Consider the following 12590-nt stretch of genomic DNA (forward strand, 5'->3'; position numbering starts at 1 on the left):
CCATAAAAATTATGACGAAAACACCTCTGTGTTAAGGAGGTGTTTAGAAGGAGCGTTTACATATCAGGCTCTTTCTTGGAAAATGCCTGAAGCATTTTTTTTATATCTTCAACTAAAGGCGGAGGTGCTTTTTGTACAGAGCCTGTATCAAATGGAGGCTGTGGATCATATTCCAGTATTAACTGAACTCCCATACTAAGATCGTCACCAAATTCCCATGCAACTAGTTGCAGAGCCATATCAATGCCAGAAGAGACGCCAGCTGCTGTGACCATTTTGCTTTGGCGCACAACTCTTTCATCTGTTGGAATAGTGCCAAGTGATTGTAGGATGTCAAAGGAACCCCAGTGACTAGTTGCCTTCATCCCTTTTAATAGACCAGCTGCACTTAAAATAAGAGAGCCATTGCACACGGATGTTGTCCATCTGGTTGTTTGGTGTATGTTACGAATCCAATTGAGCGTTGTTTCATCATTCATAGGATTTTTGAAGTTAGGTGGACTACAGCCAGGAACAATAAGAATATCGGCAGAAGTTATGTCAGAAAAGCTATAGTCTGCATGCAAAAAGCCCATTTTTGAATCTAGTTTAATCGTTCCTTTATCTTTTGCAACAAATTTCACATGACATTGCTGTGTAGCTGCAAATACTTCGTATGGACCAATTGCGTCCAAAGCTGTAATCCCATCGTAAAGTAAAATTGCGATTTCCAATACTATCTCTCCTTAATAACATAATAAGACCGAACCGTCCGGTCCGTAAAATAATCTTATACGCAAATGCATCTGTTTTCAACAATATAATTATTACATTTTAGTGAAAACCAAGAGGTATTGTAATTTAAACCTCTTGGTTCTTTGGTGAGTACTGTTGTAAAAGGTATGTGATCTGTTCAATACTATGATTCATATGATCATTATTTAAAGCTAAACGACTAGACATGACAGCACCCTCTAAAGTAGAGAATAAGAAAGATGCTAGGGAATAAGCATTTATATGCTGGCTAAATTCTTTGGCTCGAATTCCTTCTTCAATGATTGATTGTAAAAAAAGTAGGGTTTCTTTATGTGCATTAGCTGCTAACTCATGTAGTTCTGGGAATCCATCATCACTTTCAATAGCTGTATTCAGTAGCGGGCATCCACCATCGACTGGTGGGGTATGAACTGCATCTTGATAAACTTCAAACATAGCAATTATTTTATCTGTCGCCGTTATTTTAGACTTTATTGCTTCAAAATAATGATCCCAAATAATCTTCATAGAATAGGTGAAGGAAGCCAGGGCTATGTCATTTTTATTTTCAAAACGTCTATAAATGGCACCTTTAGGTAATGCCGTAGCAGTCATAATATCTTGAATAGAAGTTTGGTTGTAACCTTTTTTATTAAATAAACTTAGAGAAGTTTGGATAATAAGATCACGTATTTGATCTTCTTTATTCATTGAATTTCCTCCATTTGCACAATGATAGCTTAAATTTAAAGTATGTCTTACTTACATTTAAAGTATTTTTATAAATTTAATCCAAATCTTTTTAGTTCAATGAAAATTCCTTCCAAGCTCTTTCCTTTTTCTGTTAGGGTATATTCTACGCGAGGGGGGACCTCAGGGAATACCTTTCTTTCTAATATTCCTTGATCCTCCAACACTTTAAGGCGGAGGGAAAGTGTTTTCGGGCTAATACCATCCATTGATTTCAATAGGTCACTAAAGCGCATCGTTCCTTCTATAAGCAGATCACGAATTATCAAAAATGTCCATTTAGTCCCAATCACCTCCAGCGTTTTAGCAATGGGACAAGTCTCACCTGGAGCTCCTTTGGTCAACACGACTGGCTCTATCACACTCATCAGAAACAGCCTCCTAAAATTTTTTTGTCTAATTCACCTTATATTATCACATTAGTATACTTCCAGAAACTTTATGAAATAAATATCACTACTTCCGAAAATGAAGTAACTATATATATAATATTGTTGGTTTTATTATTTCATTACTAGATTGAGGAGGTAATCAAATATAGTGAGACTTCAACGCAATATGAACCATCTACATGTGTAGATCTTATAATAAGTACTTTTATTATCAGTACCCATTATGAATTAATGCTTGATATACACATGCAAGAGAAATTGAATTTTAAATTTACTATTTGGAAATATAGGAGGTAAAAACATGTTAAAAGATAAAAAGGTTGTCATTATTGGTGGGAGCTCTGGGATTGGCTTGGAATCAGCGAAACAACTATTAGCCCAAGGTGCTGAAGTAATCATTGCAAGCCGATCTGAAGATAAATTACGGAATGCAAAAGAGCAATTGGGGGTGAATGCTATAGCTTACACACTAGATACAACAGAAGAACAGCAAGTAGTGTCTTTCTTTGAAAAAGTCGGTCCGTTCGATCATCTCGTAGTAAGCGCAGCAGAAACATCCGGTGGCTCATTCCTCCAAACAAGTACAGCTCAAGCTCGACAATTGTTTGAAAATAAGTTTTGGGGACAATATTATGCAGCTAAATACGGCGCGTTGAAAATTTTACCAAACGGGTCCATTACTTTGTTTTCTGGGGTCGTAGCCTATAAGTCTATGGTTGGTTCAGCAACTCTAGGTGCAGTCAATGCAGCTGTTTCGAATCTAGGACAAACTTTGGCATTAGAACTTGCTCCAATCCGAGTGAATATTGTTTCACCCGGTATCATTGATACACCTTCTCGTAATAAAATGCCAGAAGCAATACGGGATAATTTTTATGCTTCTGTTGAAAATAAACTTCCAGTAAAACGTATAGGAAGGGCTGAAGATGTTGCACAAAGCGTATTATACTTGCTACAAAATAGTTTCGTGACCGGAACCATTCTTCATGTAGAAGGAGGACACATTCTAGCATAATCAGTAACTAAAAGAAAAATTGGATTAAACATACCTCAAAAAAATTCGTTCGTTTTTTGATAGATAAGAATAATCCATTTTGAAAGAACAGTAGTGAAAGTGGATTATGCTCTAATGGATTTAAGTTACTAAGTTACTAATCCTTAGAGAGTCAATTGTTTTCAGATTTTAAGAATCATAATATAGAAAGCTTATTAATAAAAGGGTTCATTTGAAACCTGATTTAAAAGTATTAAAGATATTAGGATATTTGATTATGGAACTATATCATTTAACTTGTTATTAAAATATTCAGTTACTAATAATCATATTAAAAGGGGAAAGCTTCAATTTCATAAACAAAAGGTCTAGGAGATTAAATAAATGTAGCTAAGGGACAATAAGCTTTAATTAAGAGCCAAATATAAGGAATGCTATTGATATGCAGGATTTTTTTCTATTTTGAACAATATATCGAAATATTTATATGTAATTTTTGGTATAATTACATATAAATATATTAAGGAGTGTGCTCTATGAAAAAACTACTTATCATAACGAGTTATTTAGGCTTTTTTATATTAGGAGGTTTAACCTTCACCTATCTTTCAACGACAGAGGCAGCAAGCAGTTTGAAAAAGATCAATGTTTCTCAAGATACGATTCATTACTATGTAGATAAGGTTGAGAAAAAGCCAAAAGAGGGTCAATCTGGCTTTATTTATGAAGGAACTACTTATGTGCCGATGCGTTTTATTGCTGAGTCCTTAGGGAAAAAGGTGACATGGGATGGTAAATCAAAATCCGTTTATATTGGTGAGGCTCCAACCTTCATCTCTTTAAAAGATGTAAAGCCTATTGGGAGTGATGAAGATCATTTCTTCCATAACCCAAGCTCTATCGTTATTAGTACTGGAGAAAAGTTTGAACAATCCTATCAACTAGGTGGCTATCACGGCGGTGGGGCTGTACAAGATCATACAGTTGAATACATGGCTAATGGAAATTATAAATCATTTGAAACATACCTAGCGCCTGTTAAAAAGCTAGCGGCAGGTTCTTTCGGCATAGGCTATATGAAAATTTACGCAGATAATAAATTGATTTATGATAGCGGATCGATAAAAGATAAGATAAAGGTTAATGTAAATTTAGAAGGTGCTTCAAAAGTGAAGTTTGAAATTGAAGGCAGTGGTTTAGGTATAGTGGATCCTAAATTTACTCGATAAGCTTAACATTAAAAGGCGATGACAAGAACGAGTGTCATCGTCTTATTTAATGGGATGAAATAACTATTCAGACATAATTAAAGTCAATACATTTTTGTAAATTTTTTCACATTTACGTATAAAATAGTTGGTTTGTTTATGGTATAATTTCAAACGTTGTAGGTAAGGAAGTAGAAAAAGGGAGAGAAAATCTTATGATGAAAAAGATAATGAAACGTACAAGCGCTATTTTGCTTGGGGCTTCATTGATGCTGACAACGGTTGTACCTGTGATCCATGCGGAGGAGCAGTCACTACCTTTAACACCATCAATTAGCGAGTGGGCAATAGAAACATTAAATGAGGGAGAAAAATACGGAATCTTTCCAATGGAATGGTATTTCGATGGTTTCCTTCAAGAAATTTCGGTAGATAAAGTAAATGAATTATTAGCTTTAACTGAAAAGAAAATTGCTTCTCTAGGTTTAGATGAAAACAAACAATTTAAACCAGTGAGTGTGAAGAATGATAACACACGAGGGGATATTGTAAAACGTTTATATAATATTGTAGCTCGTTATGATTTACCGGTTGGTAAAGATCCTATTCAATTTATGAAAGAGCATCATATATTACAAGGCTCAGCAAACGGATTACAGTTGGAGAGCAAGGCAACGACTCAACAGGCTGTAATATTGGCTGTGCGTTTCATTCAGAGTACATATGCGCTAGCAGAGCAAGGATCGAACGGAGTAGCTTGGGTTGTTCAGGATGAGGATACACTTGTATACTTACTAGGTTCCATTCATCTAGGAACACCCGATTTATATCCATTCAATAACAAACTAGTAAAGGCATTCAATGAATCGGATGCACTATTAGTAGAGGCGAATATCCTGGATGCGGAAGCACTCGAATACTATGCAGAAAAAGCAATGTATACAGATGGCAAAACATTAAAAGATAATGTTGCACCAGAAACATATGCAAAGTTAGAACAAGTCGCAAAGCTTTACAATCTTCCAATGGAGGAACTAACAGTACAAAAGCCATGGATGCTTTCTAGTGCATTATCAATGCTGGCAATGGACGATTCCTTTGGAATGACGCCACAAGAAATGACAATGCACGGGATTGATATATACTTTTTATTGAACGCACAGTTGCAGCAAAAGCCAGTGATTGAATTAGAAGGTACAAGAGCGCAGGTAGATATGTTTGATGCATTGTCACCAGAGGCACAGGAGCAGTCATTAGTCGCTGTGCTGGATAATATCATCAATCCATCTGAAGAAAATCAATCCGAAATTCTTCAAGAATGGTTTACAAGCTGGCAGCAAGGGAATGTGGAAGAATTCGCAAAAAGCTTCCAAGCAATGGAGGGACCATCATCTGAGTTCAATGAAATGCTTTTCGGCTTACGTGACGAGCAAATGGCCAAGAAAATCATGAATGTTCTTGAAGAGAAAAAAGGGAAGTACTTTGTTGTAGTGGGATCAGGACATTTCCTAGTAGATAAAAACATTCGCTATCATTTGGAGCAAAACGGATACGATGTAAAGCCGTTTTATCAATAAAAATATAAAGGCAACCCAAAGCTATGAAATTAGCTAGGGTTGTCATTTTTAGTTGCACCACAATCATCGCTAGCTATCATTATCTTAAGATATACTTTTTTAAAAAAATAACTACCGTAATCAGCGGAAATATGAAGGAACAGAAATTTCTAGACCCAATGATGTCACTGCTTATTGCTGTCTACAAGCTAAAAACAGATGGTTTAGACGTCCTATAATGGACCTCTCTAATGCCATTTGTTTTCATTTTGAGGTTTTTAATTGAATTACATAACAAGGAAGTTCTAAAAAAGATGAACCATTTCTAGTAGTCATTTGTTTATAAAGTAGAACAGTCAGAAAGGAGTGACTCAGATTGACAGAACGAGAATTATTTGATTCATACAATAAGGATGTATACCGTACCTGTTACTACATGCTAAGAAATGCACAAGATGCGGAAGATCTCTGCCATGATGTATTTGTCACCGTGTTCCGTCAAGATTGGAAAAGCATTCAGCATACACGTGCTTGGATTATGCGCATTGCGATGAACCAATGCTTAAACTTGTTAAAAAGAAAGCAAGCTCAATTGAAAAAACAAGGTCAGGTTCAACTTCTACATGAGCAGAATACGGCATTGGTTAAGTCTGTAGACACAATTGTAATGGAGAAGGTAGCTGGGGAGGAATGGGAGGAATTGCTCAAGCAGTTGCCAGAAAAGCTTATGGCCGTTGTTACTCTTCGTTTTATCGGTGAATTGTCGTTAGTAGAAATCGCAGAAACGTTAAAAATTCCTGTAGGTACAGTAAAGTCGAGGCTGCATAAAGCATTAAAAATAATGCGCAAAAAATTGGAACAAAATCAACATCTATGGTTGAAGGGAGAGAATCAATTTGGAACGCACTGAACAGAAGCTGAAAAAAGGTATGAAGGCAGATCATAATATGGTGTATCCTGATTTCGAACAAATGTGGAGCTCTATTGAACAAGATGAGTTAAAGATTACCGAAGGTGAAACGATTGAAAAACGGCCCCGCAGAAGAAAGAAATTCGCTTTGGTGGCTGGACTAGCTGTCGCGCTAATGGCCACGCCAGTTTATGCAGCCCTGAATTATGATTGGTCAAACATTCTTTCATATAGAGCTGGTATTCAATCGGCATTAGCGCAAGGCTTAGGCCAGACAATTGAGCAATCTATTACGAAGGATGGGTTTACATTAACCGTACACACGGCGTTTATAGATGATAATAGAACCTTCCTGTTATATAGTTTGAAACCTGAAGCATCTTGGGATGGGGAGGAAATAGGCTTTGAATTTACCGGACTTAAAGATGCGAAGGGTAACTTTATTGAAGGGAATTATACACATTATTGGAATGAAGAGCTTGGTGTCTTCCAAGGATATTTTGAAACAGATTGGGTTGTAGAAGGCCAGATGGCAGATGTGGAGTTTACAATGGAGAATATGCAGTTCATCAGCAATGAGAAACATTTTATCAGCTATAATCCAAATGACTTGACTACGCAAGTGTTCCCATATCAAAAGGGTGGGATTGGCACCGTGACTATCCAATCTTTTGAACAAGATGAGGGTAAAGTATTGCTTAAATCAGCAGTTACGCTTACAGATTCAAAAGTACGGAATACAGGGATATTTATTGAGGCGATTAATGATAGAAAAAATTCTATTGAAAATGGGAAAAGATCTTTCTTGGGAAATCAAGGACCAAAAGGAGAATATTATAGTCAGCAACTATTCGAGTCTGATGCCTTACACCAAGAAGGTACTAAATTCCAAATTTCTTATAATCGAGTACTAGAAACAAAAGAGAGTGATTGGAGTATAAAACTAAATTTAAATAAAAAACAATTGGAAAATGCGTCATTTAAGCAAGTACTAGATATCCCAATTGACAATGTGCCTGGTGGAACTAAAATCCATGAAATGACGGTTACACCGACCCAAGTTCGATTGATTCTTACTCAAGAAAAATACGAGACTTTTCCATATAGGGATTATCAACTGGATGTGGGCGGAACTTTACTGACTGGTTATATGTCGGGTAAAGGTGGAAATCCTAATGAAACAGAGCTTCGCTTTGAAATGAATGGACTAAATGCAGCTTCTTTGGAAAATCAATCTGTAACTTTCGTTGCTAAGCACCGTGTTGAAGGTTTATACGGAGACGACAATTCAACCCGTTTAACGAACATATCAGCAAAGCCTCAAAGTGTAACATCTAATATTGCAGGGTATCCGATCTCATGGACTTATTACATGAAGGACAATAACCTTTATGTGGAATCATTAAGCTCTGATCCAGGATTTGCTGGAGTCAATCAAACATATTATTTAGAAGGCAAAGAAGAGATCTATGGAACGCCTGAATTTATGGGTATGCTTGAAAATAATAAAAGAATGGATGTTTATGAGAATTTTGACAAGAAGGAGCTTGAAATTCTCGTTTATAATTATCTAATTAACAAGCCAAATGATGAGTTACGTATGCCACTTATATCTGGAAAATAATAAACACAAAAAATAAATAAATCATCCCATCTATTGTATTCTTCAATTTTCAAATAGATGGGGTTTTTGTTTTTCTCGTAACAATTAAAACATTGCTTTACATACTAAAGAAGTCTATAATATAGTTTAGTTAACTTAAATAAATTATTTTATAGGAGAATGGTTCCATGAACCCTAACGAAAAAGCACATAAGCCCTTTGCTTATAAACTTGGAGTAGGCATTATTATTTTTTCTCTGTCACTATGGCTAATCCCAGTCATTACACCATTCACACCTATTCCTACGAAAGTAAAAGCAGGTATTATTCCAGGCAGCATTATTGTAGCTGAAATCTTATTTTGGTTGGGCGCTTTACTTGTCGGGAAAGAAGTAGCTAACAAATTTAAAAGCTATCTTAATCCTAAAAAATGGCGTGAAAAAGGTGATACTCAAAAAAATGAAGACTAACAATGTAGCAGAGCTAATTAATCATACAATTGAAGATATTTGGATTGTTCTTGAGAAAATGGAAAGAGACTATAGTAAGTTCAATTTAAATAATCAGCAAGCGGTCTTTTTGGCATTAGTGATTCGCCATCCTTCCATTTCACCATCAGAAATAGCTGAAAAAATGACGATTACCAAAAGTGCCGTGAGCCAGCAGATAGCAAAGCTTGAAAAGGATGGCTATATTATAAAAAGGCAGCATGTCGATGATAAGCGTGGCTATTCGATTGAATTAGGTGAGAAAGGTTTGCTGTATAAACAGGAAGGTGAAGCGTTTAATCAAGAAATCACTAAAAAATATCAAGCACATCTATCGGATGAGGAATTGGTGAATGTGCTAGAGGTACTAGAAAAATTAAAAAATGTACTTTTATAAAATTTTCGAAATAATTTGACATTTATTTCGTTTTGTCTTATAGTATCCCTTAACATAAAAGGGGGAATACATATGACAATGAACTTTGTCCAAACGTACACAACAAAACATCATCATAGTCAGTAGTCTTGCTATCTTTATTAATTAATTAATATTGAATAGGAAGACTATTTCTCATGTAATCGTATAAATAAAGCTGATGGAGAGCTTTATCGTATACGGTTTTTTTATTTGTCAAAAAATAAGGAGGCAAAAGTGATGAAAAAAATGGATTACCAAAATGTACGTGGTACACAAGATTATTTACCTGAGCAGGAGGTTACTCGTCGTGCTATTCGGCGCACTTTAGAAGACACGTTTATGGCTTATGGCTGTAAGCCGATAGAGACACCAATTCTTAATTATACGGAGTTGATGGCTTCTAAATATGCTGGTGGTGCTGAAATTTTACAGGAAATGTATACACTTAGGGATAGAGGTGAGCGTGATTTAGCGTTACGCTATGACTTAACAATTCCATTTGCAAAGATAGTAGCGATGAATCCCTCTATTACTATGCCATTTAAACGTTATGAAATTGGTAAAGTGTTTCGAGATGGGCCCATTAAGGCGGGACGTTTTCGTGAATTTACACAATGTGATGTAGATATTGTTGGGGTGACGTCACAAGCTGCTGAAGCGGAACTAATGATGATGGCGATAGATGCATTTGCTAAGCTTAATCTTCAGATTAACATCCAATATAATAATCGTAAGCTTTTAGTTGGTTTACTGCAATTATTTGAAGTAGAGCAGCAACAAATGAATCATGTTATTTTAATTTTAGATAAAATCGAAAAAATAGACCAAAAAACAATGCTATCAGAATTGAAGGAATTGGGAATTTCTGAAAACAGCATGACTAAAATAAAGCAATTTCTAGAGGCGCGACCTCAAATAAATATGGCCTATTTTAATGAGTTCGCTAATCAAAACATCATTTTGCAGCAAGGTATACAGGAATTAGTGGAGCTAACAGCTTATTTAAATGTACTTGGATTAAATGAGAAATGTACGTTCAATCCATTTTTAGCACGAGGGCTTGAAATTTATACAGGAACAATTTATGAAATCTTCTTAGCAGATGGAACCATTCGTTCGAGTATTGGGAGTGGGGGACGTTATGATCAGGCGATTGGTGGCCTTTTGGGGTCTAAGGAGCAATTGTATGCCACTGTGGGAATTTCTTTTGGATTAGACGTCATTTATACAGCCTTGGAGGTTATAGGGAGAATCGAGCAAAACGCTCCGATTGTGGATATTTATATTATTCCCCTTGGAACAGAAAAGTCGGCGCTGAAGTTGGCAGCAACATTGCGGCAACATGAATATAAGGTAGAAGTTGAGCTTAGTGGGAAAAAAGTAAAAAAAGCAATGGAGAAAGCGAATCGGGAAAATACACCAAAGGTTATAGTCCTAGGAGAAGATGAGGTCACGCAAAATATATATAAAATAAAAAATATGCAAAGTGGTAAGGAAGAAGTAATTGCATTTAAATTTTAAATTGAAAAGGCATGTAGTCATTCATTTGGCTATATGCTTTTATTTTTATTTCACAAAAAGGTAAATTTTACTTGCATATTTGCATCGATGTGTATATATTGTGTATAAAGTATATATACAATATTTAAAAAGAGGTATTTGCATGCAAATTATTATTTCGAACAGTTCTAAAGAGCCTATTTATGAGCAGATATATGCACAAATTAAAAAGCTAATTTTAACAGGGCAATTACAAGAGGGGCAGCCATTACCTTCCATGCGCCAACTTGCCAAAGATTTAGAGATTAGTGTCATTACAACGAAAAGGGCATATGAAGAGCTTGAAAAAAATGGATTTATTTATTCTATTGTTGGGAAAGGATCATTTATCTCTGAACAAAATTCAGAAATGATGAAGGAAAGAAAAATGAAGGCCATTGAGGAAAAATTGTTGGTGGCGATTCAAAATGCGAAGGAAATGGATATTAGTTTAGCAGAGTTAAAGGCTATGCTTACTTTATTGTATACGGAGGATGAATAAATGGAAAATGTTATTGAATTACAGCATATACAAAAGTCCTTTAATGGTTTTCAAATAAAGGATTTTTCTATCCATGTTAAAAAAGGGTTTGTCACAGGGTTTATTGGAGGGAATGGTGCAGGAAAATCAACGACCATTAAAATGATTATGAATTTATTGCAGCAGGATAGTGGGACTATTTCTATTTTCGGTAAAAGTTATAAGAAACATGAAAAAGAAATTAAAGAACGTATCGGTTTTGTTTATGATGAGAATATCTTTTATGAAAATATCACACTCAAGGATATGAAAAGGATTATTAAACCTGCCTATAGAAGATGGGATGACAAGGCATTTCAGCATTATGTGGAACAGTTTGAGCTGCCCTTGAACAAAAATATGAAGACCTTTTCGAAAGGGATGAAGATGAAAGCATCCTTAGCCATCGCGTTAGCACATCACGCTGAATTAATCATCATGGATGAACCAACGTCGGGGCTCGACCCTATTTTTCGCAGAGAATTACTCAATATTTTACATGAGTTAATGCAAGATGGAGACAAAACTATATTTTTCTCCACACATATTACGACAGATTTAGATCGCATCGCAGATTATATAACGTTTATTCATAATGGCGAGCATATTTTCACAAAGGAGTTTTATAAAATTCAAGAGGAATACGCTATTGTTAAAGGAACCTTGGATTTATTAGATCGTGAAACGGAGCAGGAATTCGTCGCCCTTCGTAAAACAAACAGAGGCTTTGAAGCATTAACAGCCAATAAACATCGAGCAGCTACTATATTTGGCGATACAGTGGTGGTTGAAAAGCCTACGCTTGAAGACATTATGTATTATACAAAGAAAGGGTGGTAAGGATATGTTGAACCTTATTTTAAAAGATATTTTAATTCAAAAAAACATCCTACTATTCTACATAGCAACTATTATTCTTTATTTAATGGTCAATGTTCCGTCGGTATATATAGTATTTATATATAGTATCGTTTTTGTTTTAAGTGCTTTTTCGAATGATGAAAAAGATAATGCAAATATTTTACTTAATTCATTACCGTATACAAGAAAAGAAATTGTTAGTTCAAAATATATTGGAGCTTTAATTTTTACAGGGCTCTTTATGTTCCTTACGTATTTGTTCGACTTTCTTTTAAATGGGAATCAGGTAGCTATATTATGGAAGGAAATAGTACTGATTATGGGCCTCGTTATGATTGTCATTTCGTTTATTTTACCGATGTCCTATAAATTCAAAACAAAGTATTTAACTATTGCTATCATGGGATTATTTGGAGTTTATATGGTAATCATCAATTATTTTGTCCCTAACTTAAATAAACAAATAAGAACCGTTGTACAAAATTTCATGACTGTACAGGAATTACAACTATACCTTATTATCTCATTACTAATCGTTGTACTCTATATAGGCTCATGGATACTCTCAGTAAGGATTTATAAGCGCAAGGCGTTTTAAAAGAAAACGGCCGGCCCC

General features: G+C 35.3%; 14 protein-coding genes. 11 read left to right on the forward strand and 3 right to left on the reverse strand.

From position 1 onward, the window contains the following. Positions 1-56 precede the first annotated feature (56 nt). The 3 genes from B3D94_RS01535 to B3D94_RS01545 all read right to left on the reverse strand — a co-directional run bounded on the left by B3D94_RS01535 (position 57) and on the right by B3D94_RS01545 (position 1853). On the reverse strand, positions 57-713 hold the full coding sequence (locus tag B3D94_RS01535) for a DJ-1/PfpI family protein (RefSeq protein ID WP_069483022.1): 657 nt from the start codon (positions 711-713) through the stop codon (positions 57-59). Between the two features lie 127 nt (positions 714-840). Then, entirely contained in the window at positions 841-1446 is a 606-nt protein-coding gene (locus B3D94_RS01540; protein ID WP_069483021.1) for a TetR/AcrR family transcriptional regulator, read from the reverse strand. A 68-nt stretch (positions 1447-1514) separates the two neighbouring features. After that, positions 1515-1853: a winged helix-turn-helix transcriptional regulator gene (locus tag B3D94_RS01545; protein ID WP_069483020.1), complete on the reverse strand. Its 339-nt coding sequence runs from the start codon at positions 1851-1853 to the stop codon at positions 1515-1517. 325 nt (positions 1854-2178) lie between these two features. On the opposite strand from B3D94_RS01545, the gene B3D94_RS01550 reads away from it, so the two are divergent. The 11 genes from B3D94_RS01550 to B3D94_RS01600 all read left to right on the forward strand — a co-directional run bounded on the left by B3D94_RS01550 (position 2179) and on the right by B3D94_RS01600 (position 12572). Beyond that, positions 2179-2892, forward strand: a complete 714-nt coding sequence (locus B3D94_RS01550; RefSeq protein ID WP_069483019.1) for an SDR family oxidoreductase — start codon at positions 2179-2181, stop codon at positions 2890-2892. 515 nt (positions 2893-3407) lie between these two features. Beyond that, on the forward strand, positions 3408-4100 hold the full coding sequence (locus B3D94_RS01555) for a stalk domain-containing protein (RefSeq protein ID WP_036121507.1): 693 nt from the start codon (positions 3408-3410) through the stop codon (positions 4098-4100). A 194-nt stretch (positions 4101-4294) separates the two neighbouring features. After that, positions 4295-5656 carry a TraB/GumN family protein gene (locus tag B3D94_RS01560; protein WP_241605211.1) on the forward strand — a complete coding sequence of 454 codons (1362 nt, stop codon included), beginning with the start codon at positions 4295-4297 and terminating at the stop codon, positions 5654-5656. Positions 5657-6011: 355 nt separating this feature from the next. Then, positions 6012-6545, forward strand: coding sequence for an RNA polymerase sigma factor (locus B3D94_RS01565; protein ID WP_069483018.1), 534 nt, complete (start codon positions 6012-6014; stop codon positions 6543-6545). Continuing rightward, positions 6532-8169 carry a DUF4179 domain-containing protein gene (locus B3D94_RS01570; protein WP_069483017.1) on the forward strand — a complete coding sequence of 546 codons (1638 nt, stop codon included), beginning with the start codon at positions 6532-6534 and terminating at the stop codon, positions 8167-8169. The genes B3D94_RS01565 and B3D94_RS01570 overlap by 14 nt, the downstream gene beginning before the upstream one ends. A 167-nt stretch (positions 8170-8336) precedes the next feature. Further along, positions 8337-8618: a transporter suffix domain-containing protein gene (locus tag B3D94_RS01575; protein ID WP_069483016.1), complete on the forward strand. Its 282-nt coding sequence runs from the start codon at positions 8337-8339 to the stop codon at positions 8616-8618. Further along, complete coding sequence (locus B3D94_RS01580; RefSeq protein WP_291753936.1) at positions 8608-9033, forward strand: MarR family winged helix-turn-helix transcriptional regulator; 426 nt, start codon at positions 8608-8610, stop codon at positions 9031-9033. The genes B3D94_RS01575 and B3D94_RS01580 overlap by 11 nt, the downstream gene beginning before the upstream one ends. Positions 9034-9291: 258 nt before the next feature. Continuing rightward, positions 9292-10575 carry a histidine--tRNA ligase gene (locus tag B3D94_RS01585; protein ID WP_291753937.1) on the forward strand — a complete coding sequence of 428 codons (1284 nt, stop codon included), beginning with the start codon at positions 9292-9294 and terminating at the stop codon, positions 10573-10575. 142 nt (positions 10576-10717) lie between these two features. Further along, positions 10718-11095, forward strand: a complete 378-nt coding sequence (locus B3D94_RS01590) for a GntR family transcriptional regulator (RefSeq protein WP_008175490.1) — start codon at positions 10718-10720, stop codon at positions 11093-11095. Then, on the forward strand, positions 11096-11953 hold the full coding sequence (locus B3D94_RS01595; protein ID WP_193833393.1) for an ABC transporter ATP-binding protein: 858 nt from the start codon (positions 11096-11098) through the stop codon (positions 11951-11953). It abuts the gene before it with no gap. A 4-nt stretch (positions 11954-11957) separates the two neighbouring features. Then, entirely contained in the window at positions 11958-12572 is a 615-nt protein-coding gene (locus tag B3D94_RS01600) for an ABC-2 transporter permease (RefSeq protein ID WP_069483012.1), read from the forward strand. Positions 12573-12590 lie beyond the last annotated feature (18 nt).

Origin of the sequence: Lysinibacillus sp. UBA5990, assembly GCF_002429815.1 — a bacterium.
Taxonomy (GTDB): Bacteria; Bacillota; Bacilli; order Bacillales_A; family Planococcaceae; genus Lysinibacillus; species Lysinibacillus fusiformis.

What these genes read in the sequence shown, in the direction of transcription:
- B3D94_RS01540 (WP_069483021.1), bottom strand. Translation starts at nt 1,446, where the DNA reads ATGAATAAAGAAGATCAAATACGTGATCTTATTATCCAAACTTCTCTA.
- B3D94_RS01545 (WP_069483020.1), bottom strand. Translation starts at nt 1,853, where the DNA reads ATGAGTGTGATAGAGCCAGTCGTGTTGACCAAAGGAGCTCCAGGTGAG.
- B3D94_RS01550 (WP_069483019.1), top strand. Translation starts at nt 2,179, where the DNA reads ATGTTAAAAGATAAAAAGGTTGTCATTATTGGTGGGAGCTCTGGGATT.
- B3D94_RS01555 (WP_036121507.1), top strand. Translation starts at nt 3,408, where the DNA reads ATGAAAAAACTACTTATCATAACGAGTTATTTAGGCTTTTTTATATTA.
- B3D94_RS01560 (WP_241605211.1), top strand. Translation starts at nt 4,295, where the DNA reads ATGATGAAAAAGATAATGAAACGTACAAGCGCTATTTTGCTTGGGGCT.
- B3D94_RS01575 (WP_069483016.1), top strand. Translation starts at nt 8,337, where the DNA reads ATGAACCCTAACGAAAAAGCACATAAGCCCTTTGCTTATAAACTTGGA.
- B3D94_RS01580 (WP_291753936.1), top strand. Translation starts at nt 8,608, where the DNA reads ATGAAGACTAACAATGTAGCAGAGCTAATTAATCATACAATTGAAGAT.
- B3D94_RS01585 (WP_291753937.1), top strand. Translation starts at nt 9,292, where the DNA reads ATGAAAAAAATGGATTACCAAAATGTACGTGGTACACAAGATTATTTA.
- B3D94_RS01590 (WP_008175490.1), top strand. Translation starts at nt 10,718, where the DNA reads ATGCAAATTATTATTTCGAACAGTTCTAAAGAGCCTATTTATGAGCAG.
- B3D94_RS01595 (WP_193833393.1), top strand. Translation starts at nt 11,096, where the DNA reads ATGGAAAATGTTATTGAATTACAGCATATACAAAAGTCCTTTAATGGT.
- B3D94_RS01600 (WP_069483012.1), top strand. Translation starts at nt 11,958, where the DNA reads ATGTTGAACCTTATTTTAAAAGATATTTTAATTCAAAAAAACATCCTA.